Origin of the sequence: Actinophytocola sp. (genome assembly GCF_035712165.1) — a bacterium.
In the GTDB taxonomy this organism is placed as follows: Bacteria; Actinomycetota; Actinomycetes; order Mycobacteriales; family Pseudonocardiaceae; genus DASYTH01.
This window is the reverse complement of the sequence record NZ_DASTBH010000122.1, coordinates 21,782-37,900: the sequence shown is the minus strand read 5'-3', so window position 1 is coordinate 37,900 and position 16,119 is coordinate 21,782. Positions and strand designations below refer to the sequence as shown.

Sequence of the window (16,119 nt, the reverse complement as noted above, 5' to 3'; positions counted from 1 at the left end):
ACTCGTTGCCGTGGGTTTCGACGCGCTCGTAGGCGAGCTGGACTATCCGATGTTCATCGTGACCGCGACCGACGGCACGCGCCGGGCCGGCTGCCTGATCGGCTTCGCGTCGCAGTGCAGCATCGACCCGCCGCGGTTCATGGTCTGGCTGTCCAAGAACAACCACACCTACCTGGTGGCCAAGCGGGCCGACGTGCTCGCCGTGCACGTGCCAACCAAGGCCAACCGGGACCTGGCCGTGCTGTTCGGCACCCGGACCGGCTTCGAGGTGGACAAGTTCGACCAGTGCGACTGGCGGGCCGGACCGGGCGGCGTGCCGGTGCTCGCGGACTGCCCGCAGTGGTTCTGCGGGCGGGTGCTGTCCCGGCACGACACCGGCGACCATGTCGGGCTGCTGCTCGCACCGGATACCGTCGGTCCGGACGGCGGCCGGGGCCAGCTCGGCTACCAGGAGGTCAGGGATCTGGACGCCGGCAACGAAGCCTGATGCGAAGGGGTAACGGATGATCTTCATCACCGCGAAGTTCCGGGTGCGGCCCGAGGATGCCGACCGCTGGCCGCAGATCGCCGCGGAGTTCACCTCGGCCACCCGGGCCGAGCCGGGCTGTCTGTGGTTCGACTGGTCGCGCAGCGTCGACGACCCGACCGAGTACGTTCTGGTGGAGGCGTTCCGCGACGACGAGGCCGGCGCGGCGCACGTCCAGTCCGACCATTTCCGGGCCGCCCAGAAAACGTTGCCGGCGCATCTCGCGGAAACGCCGCGGATCGTCAACTTCACCCTCCCCCAGGACGACTGGTCGACCCTGGGTGAGATGGCCGTGCCGGACTGAACGGAGCCCGCGATGACCGAACAACCCGAGAACCCGGCGGTTTCCGGCGACTACGACGAGGCCGGCGTGCCGAGCTTCGACTACGTGCGGGACAAGATCGAAGGCCGGTTCGCCACCTCGGCCGGCGAGACCGAGTTGGCCGAACCGGCGGCCACCTCGCTGGACGAGCAGTTGGCCGAACGCGACCGGGCCGGCCGCGACAAGCTGGAACAGATTCGCCGGGCCATGCGCGATTCACATAACTGATTCGGCCGCATGGGCCAACCTCGATCGGGTTCCCAGCCGTGTCTGGGGTGTGCCGGCACGCTGCCGGCACACCGATCGAGGGGAAGTGAACGAGACCATGAGTCGGGTTCGTCGCTTTACTGTGGGACTGGCCGTCGCGGCGCTGGCGGCGGTCGGGGTCGGGGCGGCCGCGGTTCCGGCCACCGGTTCGCCGGGCGGCGGGGGCGCCGGCCGGGTGCCCGAGGTGATCAGGGTGCCCGCCGGCAACAGACCGCTCGCCGTCATGCCGGCCCGGGGCGTGCAGACCTACCAGTGCACCGCCGGGGCGTGGACGTTCCTGCAGCCGGACGCCATTCTCCGGCACCGCGGCCAGGCGACCGTGCTGCACACCCGCGGCCCGGTGTGGACCTCGACCCGGGACGGCAGTTCGGTGACCGCCGCCGCGCAGGCCAGTTCCCCGGTCGACGGCGCGATCCCGCAACTGCTGTTGCGCGCCACCGCCAACCGCGGCCCCGGACTGCTGGCCGGGGTGACCTACATCCAGCGGCTGAACACCACCGGCGGCCTGGCACCCGCCGGTCCCTGCACCGAGGCCGCCACGGTGTCCGTGCCGTACACCGCCGACTACGCCTTCTGGGTGGCCGGCTAGTGCGAGTTGGGGACTCGCCCGTCCGGAGATGGGGACTCGCCGGGTCCCAAGGGGGGACTCGCCGGGGCCGCTAGGTCGCGGCCGCGGCGCAGGAGGCGGTCGATCAGGCGGGACACCGCGTCGTCGGCGTGCATGGCCTGGTTGCGCACGCCGGAGAGGGCTTCGGAGGCGACCGTCTCGCTGGACTCCCGGACGATCGATCCGATGTCGACCGAGTCGAGCACCTCCTGGACGATCTTCTCCAGGTCCAGCCGGGCGATCACCTGGTCCAGGTTCGCCCGGGCGATCACCGCGTCCACGTCCAGCCCGGCGGCGACCGCGTCGAGGTCGACGTTGTCAGCCACCAGCGCGGTCAGGTCGATGGTGTCCACCAGGGTGTCCACCACCCGGACCAGCACCCAGCGCAGCACGGTGTCGGCGGCCTGCTCCAGCTCGGCGCGGGCCTGCCGGCCGCGCTCCTCCAGCACCGAGGTGACCCAGTCCGGCGGCGCCAGCGCCCGGGTCACCGAGCCGGCGGTCGCCAGCACCGGCCGGCTCACCCAGCGGGCCACCTCCACCACGCCGGCGCCCACGCCGAGCAGCAGGTAGGCCACCGAGGACGGCCCAGGGCCGCGCACCGGGGCTCCCCGCCGGTCAGGACGTCACGGCCGGGCCGGGCCGGGTCTGCACCGCGCCGGATTCCTGGCCGCTCTTGCCGCCGGCCAGCGCGACGAGCACCGCCACCACGCCGTAGATCGTCAGCACCAGACCGACCAGCCAGGTCAGCGCCCGGATGGTCGTCTCCGGGTACACCAGCACGATGATGCCGAGGGCGACGCTGACCACGCCGGACAGGATCGCCCACCCACCGGCCCCGGTGAACCCGTGGAACACCTCGATCAGGCCACCGATCAGCCAGGTCAGGCCCAGCAGCAGGGTGAGGATCGCGACGGTCTGGAACGGCGAGCGCAGGCACAGCACGCCCACCAGGATCGTCAGCAACCCGAACAGCGCGAGCAGCACCCGGCCGCCGCCGCTGGCCTCGTCCACGGCGAACGCGGACACCAGCCAGAACACGCCCGCGATGAACAACTGGATGCCGAACAGCACGGCCAGCACGGCGATCGTGGGCTCCGGCCAGAACAGCACGATCAGGCCGATCGCGAGGGTGAGCGTGCCGAAGGCGATCCGCCAGCCTTTGGACTGGCCGACGGACGCCAGAGTCTCGGCCGCGGCGCCGGTGGCGGCGGCACTCGAACCGGAGTGGGTCATCAGGCACTCCTTCGAAGTTGAGCGGGGCTGGTTTGAAACATCCCCGCAACGCACCGGTGGTACCTCCCCTGCGCGGGGTGAGATGCGGATCAGGCGCCCGGCCGGAAGCACCCCGCGCCACCGCCGCCGCAGCGGTTGGTTTCTTTCTGACGACTCGCCGTACTGCGGCTGTGCGCATCTCATCACGCACGGGCGATTCACGGCACGGGGCGCACGGACCACTGTTGCGGAAGCCGACCGACAACGACCGGACGGACGGGAAACGCGATGAGGGACCTGACACAGCGGTGGAACGGCCGGCGAACCAGGCGCGACGGATGGGTCTGACCCGTCCGGCGTTCCGGACCTTTGCCGAGGGAGGTGCGCGCCGGTGACACAGCAGTACGAGTTCCGTGTGAGCGGGCGATTGTCGGAGCGCGCGCAGCACGCCATGACGGAGTTCTCCGAGATGCGGATCGTGCCCGCCCCGCCGGAGACGATCATATACGGCGAGGTCACCGACCAGTCCCACCTACACGGCATCCTGACGTTCCTGGAAAACCTGGGGCTGCACATCGTTTCCGTGCACGAGCTGCCCACCGCGCGGGAGTGACTCACCCCGCACAGGTGACGATCACGCGGCGCGCTCCTTCGGGGAGAGCGGTTCGCGGAACAGGAAATGCAGGATCGCGCTCACCACTGTGATCAACACCGCGGCCAGCAGATCCCACCAGAAGTTGTCCACCGTAAGGGAGTCCGACCAGCGGTCGGTCAGCCAGAGCATGCCGGCGTTGATCACGATGGTGAGCAGACCCAGGGTGATCAGCAGCAGCGGAAGGGTGAGAATCCGCAGCAGCGTTCCGATCGTCACGTTCACCACCGCGAACAGCAGCGCGATCCACAGCAGCGACCCGAAGCCTCCGTTGATCTCCATCCCGGGCAGCAGCGCGGCCACCAGACCGATCGCGACGGCCAGCAGCAACCACCGCAGCAACAGCCGAACCAGCATCGCTTTTCCTCCTGTCACCCGGATTCCGTTGTCGCCGGTGCCTTCTTCCGCAGCGTCGGATGCCGGCGCTGTCTGGGCAGTTTGGTCTTCTTCGGCCGGGCGGGCGGCCGCTGCACACCCAGCAGCGCGTCGGCCCATCTGGCCTCCGGGTCGACGTCCACCAGCAGCGCCTTGGCCAGCAGGGTGAGCGGAATGGCCAGAATGGCGCCCAGCGGCCCGATCAGCCAGGCCCAGAACAGCAGCGCCAGGAAGGAGACGGTGGACGACAGACCCACGGCGTTGCCCACGAACCGGGGTTGGATCAGGGACTGCACAACGAAGTTGAGCCCGCCGTAGACGACGACGACGGCCAGCATCTTGCCCCAACCGCCCTCCAGCAGGCCGAGCAGCGCCGGCGGCAGCAGGCCGATGATGAACCCGACGTTGGGGATGTAGTTGGTGATGAAGGCCAGCAGTCCCCACAGCACGGGAAGCGGAATTCCCAGCAGCGCCAGGCCGATCGTGTCGAGCACGGCGACCACGAGGCCGAAGACCGTCGAGACGATCAGGTAGCTGCGGGTGCCCCTGGCGAACTCACCCAGTGCGACCGCGACCCGCGGGCGGTCCTCGGCGATGATCTTCAGTCGCCGTCCGGCGGAGTTCGACTCGAAGCTGAGGAACAGCAGCAGGGAGAACAGGAAGATGATGCTGGACACGATGGTGCCCATCGCGGACAGGATCGAACTGACCAGGCCGACCAGCTTGCCGGGATCCATCGAGTTGGCCACGGTCGCCACGTCGTCGGGCTCCACGCCGAACCTGGCCATCGCGGCCACGGCGTCGTTGACCAGTTCCCTGGCGCGATCGGCGTACTCGGGCAGCACGTCGGCCAGCCGGGCCACCGAGACGACCATCACCAGGAACAGGCTGAGCAACATCGCGTAGATGACGACGATCAGCGCCCCGGTGGCCGCCCAGCGCGGAATCCCCTTGCGCAGCAACCAGGACTGCAGTGGGCTGACGGCGATGACGATGGTCAGGGCCAGGAACACCGGACCGATCAGCCAGCCCGCCGCCCAGATCCCGGCGGCGACGATCACCGCCGCCGACAGGCCGAGCAGCACGATCAGTCCCCGCGGGACGGCGCCACCGGGCCGGTCTACCGGCTCGGCCGGAACTGGCTCACTGGTCATGGCCGGACCGTAGGCCGTACGTCCGAACGGAGCACTCACCCGTCGCGGACGAGATCACACCCGTTCCGGTGGCCAACCCTGCTGCGGTCCGGGCACCGGGGGTGGGTAGTTCCGCACCGGCCGGTTCCGGGCGCTGCGCGCCACCCCGGGCAGGATGATCGTGATCGTCAGACCGATCACCAGGTTGATCACCGAGGTGGCCACCGCACTGGACGTCTCGGTCTCCAGGGTCAGTGGCAGCACGAAGGCGATCGCGGTGATCAGCAGCATGATCCACACGAAGAACGTGCTGTACCGCGGCGTGGTCGCGGCGAGCAGTTGGAGCATGCCGGTGGCCACCAGCGCGCCGACCGCGGCGGCCAGCGCGTAGCCCCAGGTGGTGGCATTGCCCCAGACACCGTCGCCCTGCGGGGCGAGCACCGCGATGTCCAGCACACCGCGCACGACGAGGATGCCGACGACCGACACGAGGGCGGCCACCACCGCCGTCGCGGCGCCGCCGGACCACAGCTTGGTCGGGTCGAGTCGGGGGCCGGCGGGCGGCGGAGCGGCCGGCGGCGGATGCGGAGCGTTCATGTCGTCTCACCCACGGGTTCGGCGTCGCGACGGGGCGGAACGACCCGTCGTTCCAGTTTGTCCAGCAGCAAGGGGATGACCATCAGGATGATCAGCACAACCGGTACGACCAGCATGGACACGCCTAGCGACCGAGGATCTCGGCCTTCTGCGTCTCGAACTCCTGGGGCGAGAGCACGCCTGCCTTCTGCAACTCGGCCAGCCGTTCCAGACGGTTGATCTGGTCGTCGGTGATGCCGCCGGCCGGCGGTGCCGGGGCATAGGCCTGCTGCTGCGCGTAAGCCTGCTGCTGCTGGTACTGCTCGGCGGCGTACTGCTCGGCCTCCCGCGCCTCCTGGCGATGCCGCACCCGGCCGCTGACCGCGCTGGCCGTGCCGGCGACCACGGCGGTGGCCGCCGCGGTGCGGATCAGGCCGGGGCCGCGGCGCGCCATGGCTACTCGTCGAACCAGCATCCTGCTTCCTCCTCAGAGTTCGGCCCGGGCGGCTTCGACGGCCTCGTCGAACACCTCGACCGGGATCCGCTCATGCGCGACCAGCCGGCCGTTCGCCTTCTGCACGGCGCCGATGAACCTGGCGGCCCAACTGTTCTCCCACACCAGCATCGCGGCCGAGCAGTCCGGCTGGAGCTGTTCGGCGGCCAGCTTGATGTCGTGGTCGCTGAGCAGGCCGTTGATCTCGCCGTCGAGTGCGTTGAACACCGCCGCCTCGTCCGGGTCGAGCGCGGACAGTTCGAGCGTCTCGGTCCTGCCGTCGGCGTTCTTCTTGATGAACACCAGGTCGACGATCCGGATCACGCCGGTGCTGACCAGTTCGTGCAGCGCCGGCACGATCTCGCCGCTGAACCGGTTTCCAGGGAACTCGAGAATGATGTATTCGAGTGGACCGCGGGGCATCGCGAGACCTGCCTTCGAGCGGGACTGAACTGTCCTGGTCAACCTGTCATTGCCGGTCCCTGTTGGGTTCCTCCGCAGCGGGTGATGTTGGGCCCGGCCCGGTTCGGGCTCCGGCACCGGCCGCGCCGGGCGACCGGCCGGCGGGGCCGCAACGGCCCGGCAGCGGCGCCGGGACTCATCTCGGATAGGTGAGGCGACACCGGGCCCGGGGTGCGGATGCTTCCTTGCGGCGAACACCGCCCGTTGGGGAACCTCGTTGGGAGGCCCATGTGACCGACCCGCCCGGTCCGGTAGCCGAACCGCCCGCCGGAGCGCTCAGCGCGGACGAACGTGCCGAGCTGGAACGGCTGCGCGGCGAGATCGCGGAGATTCGCCAGCAACGCCAACACGGTAGGCACCGGTTCAAGTCCATTGTGGCCACCGTCCTGATCGTGCTCGGCTGCCTGCTCGCGCCGGTCGCGCTGACCACCGTGTGGGTGCACAACCAGGTGTCCGACACCGACCGGTTCGTGGCGACCATGAGCCCGCTGATCGACGATCCCAGCGTGCAGACGGCGATCACCGACCGGGTGGTGCTCACCGTGTTCAGCTACGTCGACGTCCGCGGGATCGCCAACGAGGCGGTCGATGCCCTGCAGGACCAGGGTGTGCCGGCGGTGGTCACCGACCGGTTGCGCGGGCTGATCGGCCCGATGGTCGCGGCGGTGGAGAACTTCATCCGCACCAAGGTCTCCGAACTGGTCTCCAGTCCGCAGTTCGCCGAGGCCTGGCGCAGCACCATCCGGGTCGCGCACGACCAGGCCGAGAAGGTGCTCTCCGGTGAGGCCTCGGCCATCTCCATCCAGGGCGAGGACATCCAGCTGGATCTGGCGCCGTTCATCGAGGTGGCCAAGCAGCAGCTTCGGGACGCGGGGCTGACCCTGGTGGACCGGCTGCCCGACGTGCACCCCACGATCAGCATCACCGGCGCGCGGGAACTGGTGCGGGCGCGCAACGCGTACGCGGCGCTGGACTCGCTGGCGAACTGGCTGCCCTGGGTCACTCTGGCGCTGCTCGCGCTCGGGATCTACCTGGCCCGCAACCACCGGCGGGCGCTGATGATCACCGGTCTGGGCTTCGCGCTCAGCATGGTGTTCCTGGCGGCCAACCTGGCCGTGGTGCGCAGCGTGTTGATCAACAGCGTGCCGGCACGGTCGGCCGCACCCACCGCGGCCGCCTACGACATCGTGGTCCGGTTCCTGCGCGAGGGACTGCGCAGCCTGGTGGTGCTCGGCCTGGTGATCGCGCTCGGCGCGTTCCTGACCGGTCCGTCGGTCACCGCGGTGCGGATCCGCGCGGCGGGCCGGCGGTCGGCGACCTGGCTGCGGGAGCGCGGCCTGCGGGCCGGGCTGCGCACCGGGCGGGTCGGTGGCTGGGTGCACCGCAACCGCACGCTGCTGCGCGGCGCGGCATTGGGCGTCGCCGTGCTGATCTTCATCTTCCTGGACCGCCCGAACGGGTTCGCGGTGCTGATGATCGCCCTGGTGCTGGTGGCCCTGCTCGCCGTGATCCAGCTTCTCGACCAGCCGGCGAGCCCGGACACCAGCTGACCCACGGCTCGTTTGATCACCCCTGACGGGTGACGCTCATGACGGCGCAACGGTTCTAATTTCGATGAAATTCTGGCGCACGCCGCCAGAAGCCACGTATGGCAAGAGAGAAGGACAGCTATGGTCCAGTTTGAGTCCGAGGCGCAAGAACGGCCGGTGTCCGGTTGGGCGATCGGCGCCATGACCTTTGCTGCGACGATCATGTTGATGATCGGTGTGTTCCAGGCCATCGCCGGCCTGGTAGCGATCTTCGACGACACGTTCTACGTGAGGACCGCGAACTACACGTTCGAGTTCGACGTGACCGTGTGGGGCTGGATCCACCTCGTTCTCGGTATCGGCCTCGCAATCGCCGGTTACGGCCTTTTCACCCGGGCCACCTGGGCCGGCATCGTGGCGATGGTGCTCGCCGTGCTGAGCGGCATCGCGAACTTCTTCTTCATTCCTTACTACCCGGTCTGGTCGCTGCTGATCATCGCGCTGGACGTCTGGGTGATCTGGGCGCTGACCCGCCCGGACGCCCTTCGGTCCTGACCAGCCCCTGTTCGGGGACCCGGATCCGCAGATTTCGGCGCCGCTCACCCCCGCGGGGTGAGCGGCCCACAACCGGAGCGAACCTCACCCGGCGCGTGTGAAGCAGTTCGGTAACCGCCGGCGAGAGGCTCCGCCCATCCGAACACCGATCGACGGAGGAACACATGGCGACATTGACGGTCTGGAAGTTCGACAGCCCCACGGCGGCCGATGAGGCCGTCAGCGCTCTCGAACGGCTGGCCAAGCAGGAGCTGATCATCATCCACGACGCCGCGACCGTGTCCTGGGCGCCCGGCGCGAAGAAGCCCAAGACCAGGCAGCTGCGCAGCCTCACCGGAGCCGGCGCCCTGGGCGGCATGTTCTGGGGCATGCTGTTCGGCCTGATCTTCTTCGTCCCGTTCCTGGGTGCGGCCGTGGGTGCGGCGGCCGGCGCCATCGGCGGATCGCTCGCCGACGTCGGGATCGACGACGACTTCATCCGGGCGGCCCGCAGCCAGATCACCGAGGGCACCTCGGCGCTGTTCCTGCTGACCAGCGGTGCGGTGGTGGACAAGGTCAAGCCGGAGTTCGAGCGCTACAGCCCCGAGCTCATCCAGTCGAACCTGACCTCCGAGCAAGAGGCCGAACTGCGCGAGATGATCTCCTCCGACTGACCGGCCCGGGATCTCGTGGGGGTGCTCTGACGACCTCTCGTCGATTCGGACCACATCCGCGCAAGCGACGACGGCGGACGCGCACAGCGTCCGCCGTCGGTTTTTGTCCGCACCCGGCACCGGAACCGTCGGTGCCGGCCCCTACGATGCCGCGCGTGCGGTTCCGCGTGCTCGGCCCCCTGCAGGTCGCCGGCGACGGGGCGCGGTGGTTGCCGGTGCGCAGCGTCCGGCAGCGCTCGCTGCTGGCCATGCTGCTGTTCGGCGCCGGCGAGTTCGTGCCGGCCGAGCGGCTGGTCGACTCGCTCTGGCAGGGCGCGCCGCCCCGGTCCCACACCTCGAACCTGCACACCTACGTGTCCCGGCTGCGGGAACGGATCGCTCCGGTGCCGATCGAGTCCAACGGCAGCGGCTACCGGCTGTGCGTGAGCGGCGGCGACGTCGACCTGCTGGTGTTCCGGGCCGAGGCGGACAGCGGCCGGCGCGCCGGCGACCCCCGCACCGCCGCCGCGCACCTGCGACGCGCGCTGGACCAGTGGCGGGACCGGCCGCTCGCCGACCTGTCGCTGCCCGCGCTGGAGCCGGACATCGCCCGGCTGGAGGTCGAGCGGCTGGCCCTGTTCGAGGACCTGATGACGGCCGAGCTGGCCGCCGGCCGGCACGCCGAGGTGCTCGGCGAGCTGCGCGGCGCGGTGGTCTCGCAGCCGCTCAGCGAACGGCTCGCCGGGGCGCTGATGACCGCGCTGCGGCGCTGCGGCCGGCCGGCGGACGCGCTCGCGGTCTACCGCGACACCCGCGCGGTGCTGGTCGAGGAGACCGGTCTGGAGCCCGGGCCCGGGCTGCGCAGGCTGCACGCCGAGCTACTCGGCGGCGAGCCGGAGGCCGCGGCCGCCGGACCGGTGGCACTGGTCCGGGCGCTGCCGGCCGACCTGGCCGACTTCTGCGGCCGCCGGCGCGAGATCGCGGCCGTGACCGCCGCGCTGCGCGCCGGGCCGCCGGTGGTGCTGTCCGGCCCGCCCGGCGTCGGCAAGAGCGCCCTGGCGGTGCGGGTGGCGCACCGGCTGCGCGCCGAGTTCCCGGACGGGCAGCTGTACGCGCAGCTGGCCGGCGCCCGGCGCCCGCGTGACCCGGCCGCGGTGCTGGCCGAGTGGCTCACCGCGCTGGGTACTCCCGCCTCGGCCATTCCGGCCGACCCGCACGCCCGGGCGGCGGCGTTCCGCAGCCGGGTGGCCGACCGGCGGATCCTGGTGCTGCTGGACGACGCCGCCGACCCGGCGCAGGTGCGCCCGCTGCTGCCCGGCACGCCGGGCGTGGCGGTGCTGGTGACCAGCCGCCGCCGGCTGTCCGGGCTGGCCGGCGCCCGCGCCGTGCCGGTGCGCCCGCTCACCGACACCGACGCCGGCCTGCTGCTGCGCCGCCTCGCCGGGGGCCGGGCCGGTGCCGAGCCGGCCGCCGCCGCGCGGATCGCCTCGGCCTGCGGCAACCTGCCGCTCGCGGTGCGGATCGCCGGCACCCGGCTGGCCCTGCGGCCGGACCTGCGCCCGGGCGTGCTGGCCGACCGGCTGGAGGACGAGCTGCACCGGCTGGACGAGCTGGCCGTGTCCGACCTGCGGGTGCGCTCCAGCCTGAACCTGAGCTACCAGGCGCTGCGTCCGGCGGCCCGGACCACGCTGCGGCTGATCGGGCTGGCCAACGTGCCCGACCTGCCGGCGCTGGCGATCTCGGTGCTGCGCGACGGTCTCGATTCTGATGACGGCATCGAGGAGCTGATCGAGTCCAGCCTGCTGGAGCCGGCCGGGATGGATGCCGGCGGCGAGCCGCGCTACCAGGTGCACGACCTGGTCCTGGCCTTCGCCCGGGAGCTGGCCCTGGCCCAGGACGACCGGACCGAGCGGGTGCTGGCCGGCAGCCGGCTGGTCAACGCCACCTACGCGCTGACCGACCTGGCCGCGCACCGGCTGCCGAGGGTCATGCCCGGGCCGGAGCTCACCGGGGTGGCGCCGGCGGCGGCCGGCCTGACGTCCCGCGCCGTGGCCCGGGTGCTGGCCGACCCGGCGGCCTGGTTCGCCGCCGAGCGCCGCAGCCTGGTGGCCGGGCTCGGCGAGCTGTGCCGGGTCGGGCAGCACCGCACGGCGATGCGGCTGTTCGAGCGGTTCGGCCGGTACCTGTGGCTGCACGGGCACTACGCCGACCTGGAGTCGTGTGCGGGCAGCTTGACGGCGGCCGGCGACGCGGCCATCGCGGCCCGCGCGGAGGCGGTGCTGGCGCTGCTCGATCACGTGCGCGGCCGCTACGCCAGCGCGGTCACCGGCTACCGGCGGGCGGCCGAGCGCGGCGACCGGCAGTCCCGCGCCTGGGCGCTGCTCAACCTGGCCAACTGCATGATCGGGCTGGGCCGCTCGGCCGAGGCGCTGACCCTGGCCGGCACCGCCGAGGCCCTGTTCGACGCCGACGACCTGGCCACCCTGACCGTGCGGCGGACCCGGTCGGCGGCGCTGCAGCGGCTCGGCCGGTCGGCGGAGTCGGTCCGGATCGACACCGAGGCGCTCGCCCTGGCCCGGCGCGCCGGGGAGCCGTGCACCATCGCCGTCACGATGGACAGCCTGTCCTGGAGCTACGCGATCACCGGCCGGCTGGACCGCGCGGCGCGGCTGGCCGAGGAGTCGGTGACGCTGCTGCGGCCCACGACGGCCCGCTCGGCGCTGGCCCGGTCGCTGCGCGCGCTGGGCGCGATCCGGGCCGGGGCCGGCCGGCGGACCGAGGCGCTCGAGGCGTTCGGCGAGGCGCTGTCCATCGCCACCGAGCTCGACGAGCGGCCCCGGGTGCTGTCCTGCACCCGGGCGCTCGCGGCCGGCCGGATCGGCGCCGGCCGGCCCGCCGCCGCGATTCCCGAGCTGCGCGCCTGCCTGGCCGCCTACCGGGAGATGGGCGGCCGGCCGGCGACCGCGATCACCCTGCGGCTGCTGGCCGCCGCCTACGCGGCGACCGGCGACGAGCCGGCGGCCGCCCGTTCCGCCGCCGAAGCCGCCGACCTGCACGACCCGAGGGACGCCAGCACCGCCACGCTGCAGTGGATGCTGCTGCGGCTGGCCGAACCGGGCCGTGCCGGGCGACCCCCTCGATCGCCCGGCACGCCGACGTCCAACGCTGTCGCGACCGGCTAGGACACCGTACGGACTCCCGCCACACAGCCGGCACACGAACTCAACACGCCGCCGGGCAGACCGGCTTGCGGACCGGTGCCGGGACCGGCTGCCGGGTGGTGCGGGGGATTGCCGCGATCAGCGCGCCCAGCACGAGCAGGGCGCCGGCGAGCTGGGCCGGGGTCAACGGCTGGTGCAGGACGAGCCAGCCGATGACGGTGGCGACCACCGGGCTGAGCAGCCCGAGGAACGAGACCTGGGTGGCCGGCAGCAGCCGGATGCCGCGGAACCACAGCGCATAGGCGACCGCGGCGCCGATCAGGCCGAGGTAGGCGTAGCCGGTGAGGTTCGCCGGGCTCAGGCCGGCCGGCGGCAGGCCCTCGACCAGGAACAGCAGCGGCACGAGCACCAGGCCGCCGGCGACGAGCTGCCAGCCGGTGGTGGCCAGCACCGGCGCGGAGGAGCGCCACCGCTTGCTGAGCACCACGCCGGTGGCCATGACGACCGTCCCGCCGAGCGCCGCGAGCACCCCGATGGTGTCCAGGGCGGCATTCGCGCGCAGCACGAGCAGGCTCACCCCGGCGACGCCGGCCAGCCCGGCGACGGCGGTGCGCGCCGAGAGCCGTTCGCCGAGCAGCCCCGCGGACAGGCCGGCGGCGACCAGCGGCTGGATCGCCCCGACCGTGGCGGCGACCCCGCCGGGCAGCCGGTAGGCGGCGATGAACAGCAGCGCGAGGAACGCGCCGATGTTGAGCGTGCCGAGCACCAGTGCCCGCCACCACCAGTCGCCGGTGGGCAGCCGGCGGGTGAGCGCGACGAGCAGCAGCCCGGCCGGCAGGGCCCGGAGCACGGCGGCGAGCAGCGGCCGGCCGGGCGGCAGCAGCTCGGTGGTCACGACATAGGTGGTTCCCCAGACACTGGGCGCCAGCGCGGTAACCAGCACGACGCCGATCCGATTGTTTAGCACTAAGACAATATAGCTTAGTGCTAAAGCATTGGCTAGGCTCTGCGCATGACGGATCACGTCGACCACGTGCTCGCCCAGTGGGCGGCCCAGCGGCCCGATCTGGACGTCGCTCCGATGGCCGTGATCGGGCGGCTGTCCCGGCTCAGCCAACTGGTGCACGCCGAGCTGAGCCGGACGTTCGCCGAACACGGCCTGGACCGGTCCTCCTTCGACGTGCTTGCCACGTTGCGCCGCAGCGCGCCGCCGCACCGGCTCACCCCGGCCGAACTGACCCGCTCGGCCATGGTCACCTCGGGCGCGGTCACCCAGCGCCTGGACCGGCTCGAGGCACGCGGCCTGGTGACCCGCACGCGCAGCGAGTCCGACGGCCGCAGCGTGCACGTCGCGCTCACCCGCGCCGGACGGGACCTCATCGACGAGGTCCTGCCGCACCACCTCGCGACCGAGAACCGGGTGCTGGCCCCGCTTTCCGCCGCCCAGCACGCCACCCTGGTGAAGATCCTGCGCACCCTGCTGGAGTCCCTCGGCGACTCCGCCGATTGAAAGTTACCGGCGGGTTCGGCTATACAGGCCCGATGAAGGTTGCGGGCAAGGTGGCGATCGTGACCGGCGGCGGTGGCGGGATCGGCGGCGCGTTGGCCGCCCGGCTGGCCGACGCGGACGCCCGGGTGCTCGTCGCCGACCTGGACGCGGCCGGCGCCGAACAGGTGGCGGCGGCGATCAACGACAAGCACCCCGGCCGCGCGGCCGGGGCCGGCGGCGACGTGTCCGACACGGACTGCATCCGGGACCTGATCACGGTGGCGGAGACCGCCTTCGGACCGGTCGACCTGTACTTCGCCAACGCCGGAATCACCGGCCGGGGCGGGCTTTCCGCCACCGAGGACCTGTGGGACCGGGCGATCGACGTGAACCTGCGGGCGCATGTGCGCGCCGCCCAACTGCTGCTGCCCGGCTGGGTCTCCCGCGGCGAGGGCTACTTCGTGGCGACCGCGTCGGCCGCCGGACTGCTCACCCAGATCGGCTCCCCGGTCTACGCGGTGACCAAGCACGCGGCCGTCGCGTTCGCCGAATGGCTCTCGATCACCTACGGGGACCAGGGCGTCCGGGTCAGCTGCCTGTGCCCGATGGGCGTGAACACCAAGCTGCTGCACTCGGTGGACCAGGGCGACGACCCGCTCGGCGACGCCGCCAAGCGCGCGGTCACCTCGGCCGGCGACGTGCTCGAACCGGAAGCGGTCGCCGACGTCGTGCTCGACGCCCTTGCCGACGAGCGGTTCCTGATCCTGCCGCACGCGGACGTGCTGGACATGTTCCGGCAGAAGGCATCCGACTACGACCGCTGGCTGCGTGGCATGCGCCGCTACCAGAGCCGGCTGCTGTCGGGTGACTAACGGGTCCAGGAACCCGAGTCGCGCTGCCGGATGATGATCTCGTGCGGGTGCGCGTCCGGGGTGGCGGTCACCGCCGTGTGCACCACCTCGGCCACCGACTCCGGCCGCAGGTAGCGCTCCGGCTCGTACGCGCCGCCCTCGAACTCGCGCACCGCGGCCTGCATGTCGGTGCTGGTGCGGCCGGGATGCACCGAGGTCACCCGCAGGCCGTGCGGCTCCTCCTCGGCCCGCAGCACGTCACCGTAGGCGTGCAGGGCGAACTTGCTGGCCGCGTAGACGCCCCACCCCGCGTTGGCCCGCAGCCCGGCTCCGGAGTTGATCAGCACGACGTGCCCGCGCGCGATCCGCAGCGCCGGCAGCAGCAGCCTGGTCAGCTCCGCCACCGCGATCACGTTGACCGCGAAGGACTCCTGCCAGTCCTGCGCCGTGGCGCCGGCCAGCGACCCGAGCCGTGCCACGCCGGCCGAGTGCACCAGCACGTCCAGCCGGGACACCTCCGCGGCGGCGGTCCGCAGCGCGTCCGGGTCGGTCAGCTCGACCGGCCACGCCCGGGCCGCCGGCAGCTCGTCGGCGAGCTCCCGCAGCGCCGCCTCGTCGCGGCCGCCGAGCAGCAGGTCGTGTTCCCCGGCGAGCCGCCGCGCGATGGCCGCGCCGATCCCCCGCGACGCCCCGGTCACCAGGGCCAGTGGTCGATCCGTCATGGCACCACACGGTAGAGCGTGGCCCCGCAGGTCACCCGGGCAGCGGCGCGGTGAGCTCCAAGTGGATCCCGTCCGGGTCGTCGAAGGACAGGATCACGATGCCGAACGCGGCCAGCTCACGCGCCTGTCCGTGCACCACATCGCGCTCGGCGAGCCGCCGAGCCGCCGCGTCCAGCACCTCCCGCGACTCGACGGTGAAGCTGAGATGGTCGAGCCCGACCCGCGCGGAGTCGAACCGGTCGGCCGGATCGGCGACCGGGCGCAACCCGAGCAGGATGTCGTACCCCGCGAGCACGCACCCGCCGTAGAGCTGGTCGGGATCGCTGCGCACGGCCGGGTCGGCCGGGTCCCCCGGCGACTCCGCGACCACGGTGAACCCGAGCACCTCGGTGTAGAACGCCTTCGACCGGGCCAGGTCGGTCACGGTGAGTCTCAGGTGATGCAGCCCGGTAACGGGGACGTCGGCCATGGGAGCCTCGTTTCGTTGGTGGGGTCCGGGGATCACCGCCCAGTCTGGCGCACCCCCAGCAGCACTGAGTTCGGCGGTCTTCGCAC

21 protein-coding genes are annotated in these 16,119 nt (G+C 72.0%); 11 read left to right on the top strand and 10 right to left on the bottom strand.

Features of this window, described 5'->3' with window-relative positions; all coding sequences use genetic code 11:
* The first annotated feature begins 10 nt into the window (after window positions 1-10).
* The 4 genes from VFO68_RS06530 to VFO68_RS06515 all read left to right on the top strand — a co-directional run bounded on the left by VFO68_RS06530 (window position 11) and on the right by VFO68_RS06515 (window position 1,704).
* A complete protein-coding gene (locus tag VFO68_RS06530) occupies window positions 11-487 on the top strand; it encodes a flavin reductase family protein (RefSeq protein ID WP_325157254.1) in 477 nt (158 codons plus the stop codon).
* Between the two features lie 16 nt (window positions 488-503).
* Window positions 504-830 carry a putative quinol monooxygenase gene (locus VFO68_RS06525; RefSeq protein WP_325157253.1) on the top strand — a complete coding sequence of 109 codons (327 nt, stop codon included), beginning with the start codon at window positions 504-506 and terminating at the stop codon, window positions 828-830.
* Between the two features lie 12 nt (window positions 831-842).
* On the top strand, window positions 843-1,076 hold the full coding sequence (locus VFO68_RS06520) for a hypothetical protein (protein WP_325157252.1): 234 nt from the start codon (window positions 843-845) through the stop codon (window positions 1,074-1,076).
* 97 nt (window positions 1,077-1,173) lie between these two features.
* Window positions 1,174-1,704 carry a DUF3455 domain-containing protein gene (locus VFO68_RS06515; RefSeq protein WP_325157251.1) on the top strand — a complete coding sequence of 177 codons (531 nt, stop codon included), beginning with the start codon at window positions 1,174-1,176 and terminating at the stop codon, window positions 1,702-1,704.
* Here the strand turns inward: VFO68_RS06515 and VFO68_RS06510 are convergent.
* Window positions 1,701-2,321: a hypothetical protein gene (locus VFO68_RS06510; protein WP_325157250.1), complete on the bottom strand. Its 621-nt coding sequence runs from the start codon at window positions 2,319-2,321 to the stop codon at window positions 1,701-1,703. The genes VFO68_RS06515 and VFO68_RS06510 overlap by 4 nt on opposite strands.
* 16 nt (window positions 2,322-2,337) lie before the next feature.
* Window positions 2,338-2,955 carry an HdeD family acid-resistance protein gene (locus VFO68_RS06505; protein WP_325157249.1) on the bottom strand — a complete coding sequence of 206 codons (618 nt, stop codon included), beginning with the start codon at window positions 2,953-2,955 and terminating at the stop codon, window positions 2,338-2,340.
* 370 nt (window positions 2,956-3,325) lie between these two features.
* On the opposite strand from VFO68_RS06505, the gene VFO68_RS06500 reads away from it, so the two are divergent.
* Window positions 3,326-3,547, top strand: coding sequence for a hypothetical protein (locus tag VFO68_RS06500; protein WP_325157248.1), 222 nt, complete (start codon window positions 3,326-3,328; stop codon window positions 3,545-3,547).
* 21 nt (window positions 3,548-3,568) lie between these two features.
* Here the strand turns inward: VFO68_RS06500 and VFO68_RS06495 are convergent, their stop codons facing one another.
* The 5 genes from VFO68_RS06495 to VFO68_RS06475 all read right to left on the bottom strand — a co-directional run bounded on the left by VFO68_RS06495 (window position 3,569) and on the right by VFO68_RS06475 (window position 6,586).
* Complete coding sequence (locus tag VFO68_RS06495; RefSeq protein WP_325157247.1) at window positions 3,569-3,943, bottom strand: phage holin family protein; 375 nt, start codon at window positions 3,941-3,943, stop codon at window positions 3,569-3,571.
* Between the two features lie 14 nt (window positions 3,944-3,957).
* Window positions 3,958-5,115, bottom strand: coding sequence for an AI-2E family transporter (locus VFO68_RS06490; RefSeq protein ID WP_325157246.1), 1,158 nt, complete (start codon window positions 5,113-5,115; stop codon window positions 3,958-3,960).
* A gap of 54 nt (window positions 5,116-5,169) precedes the next feature.
* The gene (locus tag VFO68_RS06485; protein WP_325157245.1) at window positions 5,170-5,691 is read right to left on the bottom strand and encodes a DUF6069 family protein; all 522 of its coding nucleotides are present in this window, start codon (window positions 5,689-5,691) and stop codon (window positions 5,170-5,172) included.
* A 124-nt stretch (window positions 5,692-5,815) separates the two neighbouring features.
* Complete coding sequence (locus tag VFO68_RS06480; protein WP_325157244.1) at window positions 5,816-6,145, bottom strand: SHOCT domain-containing protein; 330 nt, start codon at window positions 6,143-6,145, stop codon at window positions 5,816-5,818.
* A 12-nt stretch (window positions 6,146-6,157) separates the two neighbouring features.
* A complete protein-coding gene (locus VFO68_RS06475; protein WP_325157243.1) occupies window positions 6,158-6,586 on the bottom strand; it encodes a DUF6325 family protein in 429 nt (142 codons plus the stop codon).
* A 269-nt stretch (window positions 6,587-6,855) separates the two neighbouring features.
* Here VFO68_RS06475 and VFO68_RS06470 point away from each other — a divergent pair, with 269 nt between their 5' ends.
* The 4 genes from VFO68_RS06470 (at window position 6,856) to VFO68_RS06455 (ending at window position 12,523) form a co-directional block, all read left to right on the top strand.
* Window positions 6,856-8,175, top strand: coding sequence for a hypothetical protein (locus tag VFO68_RS06470; protein WP_325157242.1), 1,320 nt, complete (start codon window positions 6,856-6,858; stop codon window positions 8,173-8,175).
* A 120-nt stretch (window positions 8,176-8,295) separates the two neighbouring features.
* Complete coding sequence (locus VFO68_RS06465) at window positions 8,296-8,709, top strand: DUF7144 family membrane protein (RefSeq protein WP_422652901.1); 414 nt, start codon at window positions 8,296-8,298, stop codon at window positions 8,707-8,709.
* Between the two features lie 164 nt (window positions 8,710-8,873).
* Window positions 8,874-9,362, top strand: a complete 489-nt coding sequence (locus VFO68_RS06460; RefSeq protein WP_325157240.1) for a DUF1269 domain-containing protein — start codon at window positions 8,874-8,876, stop codon at window positions 9,360-9,362.
* A gap of 146 nt (window positions 9,363-9,508) precedes the next feature.
* Entirely contained in the window at window positions 9,509-12,523 is a 3,015-nt protein-coding gene (locus VFO68_RS06455) for an AfsR/SARP family transcriptional regulator (protein ID WP_325157239.1), read from the top strand.
* 40 nt (window positions 12,524-12,563) lie between these two features.
* On the opposite strand, the gene VFO68_RS06450 is transcribed toward VFO68_RS06455, so the two are convergent.
* Entirely contained in the window at window positions 12,564-13,469 is a 906-nt protein-coding gene (locus VFO68_RS06450) for an EamA family transporter (RefSeq protein WP_325157238.1), read from the bottom strand.
* 45 nt (window positions 13,470-13,514) lie between these two features.
* Here VFO68_RS06450 and VFO68_RS06445 point away from each other — a divergent pair, with 45 nt between their 5' ends.
* Complete coding sequence (locus VFO68_RS06445) at window positions 13,515-14,012, top strand: MarR family transcriptional regulator (protein WP_325157237.1); 498 nt, start codon at window positions 13,515-13,517, stop codon at window positions 14,010-14,012.
* 32 nt (window positions 14,013-14,044) lie between these two features.
* Window positions 14,045-14,863, top strand: coding sequence for an SDR family oxidoreductase (locus VFO68_RS06440; RefSeq protein ID WP_325157236.1), 819 nt, complete (start codon window positions 14,045-14,047; stop codon window positions 14,861-14,863).
* Here the strand turns inward: VFO68_RS06440 and VFO68_RS06435 are convergent.
* Window positions 14,860-15,564, bottom strand: coding sequence for an SDR family oxidoreductase (locus tag VFO68_RS06435; protein ID WP_325157235.1), 705 nt, complete (start codon window positions 15,562-15,564; stop codon window positions 14,860-14,862). The genes VFO68_RS06440 and VFO68_RS06435 overlap by 4 nt on opposite strands.
* A 31-nt stretch (window positions 15,565-15,595) precedes the next feature.
* Complete coding sequence (locus tag VFO68_RS06430) at window positions 15,596-16,033, bottom strand: VOC family protein (protein ID WP_325157234.1); 438 nt, start codon at window positions 16,031-16,033, stop codon at window positions 15,596-15,598.
* Window positions 16,034-16,119 lie beyond the last annotated feature (86 nt).

Bases quoted from the DNA above. Each gene is read 5' to 3' on its own strand.
- VFO68_RS06460 (WP_325157240.1), top strand. From the start codon at position 8,874: ATGGCGACATTGACGGTCTGGAAGTTCGACAGCCCCACGGCGGCCGAT.
- VFO68_RS06475 (WP_325157243.1), bottom strand. From the start codon at position 6,586: ATGCCCCGCGGTCCACTCGAATACATCATTCTCGAGTTCCCTGGAAAC.
- VFO68_RS06520 (WP_325157252.1), top strand. From the start codon at position 843: ATGACCGAACAACCCGAGAACCCGGCGGTTTCCGGCGACTACGACGAG.
- VFO68_RS06465 (WP_422652901.1), top strand. From the start codon at position 8,296: ATGGTCCAGTTTGAGTCCGAGGCGCAAGAACGGCCGGTGTCCGGTTGG.
- VFO68_RS06480 (WP_325157244.1), bottom strand. From the start codon at position 6,145: ATGCTGGTTCGACGAGTAGCCATGGCGCGCCGCGGCCCCGGCCTGATC.
- VFO68_RS06455 (WP_325157239.1), top strand. From the start codon at position 9,509: ATGCCGCGCGTGCGGTTCCGCGTGCTCGGCCCCCTGCAGGTCGCCGGC.
- VFO68_RS06515 (WP_325157251.1), top strand. From the start codon at position 1,174: ATGAGTCGGGTTCGTCGCTTTACTGTGGGACTGGCCGTCGCGGCGCTG.
- VFO68_RS06430 (WP_325157234.1), bottom strand. From the start codon at position 16,033: ATGGCCGACGTCCCCGTTACCGGGCTGCATCACCTGAGACTCACCGTG.
- VFO68_RS06485 (WP_325157245.1), bottom strand. From the start codon at position 5,691: ATGAACGCTCCGCATCCGCCGCCGGCCGCTCCGCCGCCCGCCGGCCCC.
- VFO68_RS06505 (WP_325157249.1), bottom strand. From the start codon at position 2,955: ATGACCCACTCCGGTTCGAGTGCCGCCGCCACCGGCGCCGCGGCCGAG.
- VFO68_RS06440 (WP_325157236.1), top strand. From the start codon at position 14,045: ATGAAGGTTGCGGGCAAGGTGGCGATCGTGACCGGCGGCGGTGGCGGG.
- VFO68_RS06495 (WP_325157247.1), bottom strand. From the start codon at position 3,943: ATGCTGGTTCGGCTGTTGCTGCGGTGGTTGCTGCTGGCCGTCGCGATC.
- VFO68_RS06490 (WP_325157246.1), bottom strand. From the start codon at position 5,115: ATGACCAGTGAGCCAGTTCCGGCCGAGCCGGTAGACCGGCCCGGTGGC.
- VFO68_RS06435 (WP_325157235.1), bottom strand. From the start codon at position 15,564: ATGACGGATCGACCACTGGCCCTGGTGACCGGGGCGTCGCGGGGGATC.
- VFO68_RS06445 (WP_325157237.1), top strand. From the start codon at position 13,515: ATGACGGATCACGTCGACCACGTGCTCGCCCAGTGGGCGGCCCAGCGG.
- VFO68_RS06525 (WP_325157253.1), top strand. From the start codon at position 504: ATGATCTTCATCACCGCGAAGTTCCGGGTGCGGCCCGAGGATGCCGAC.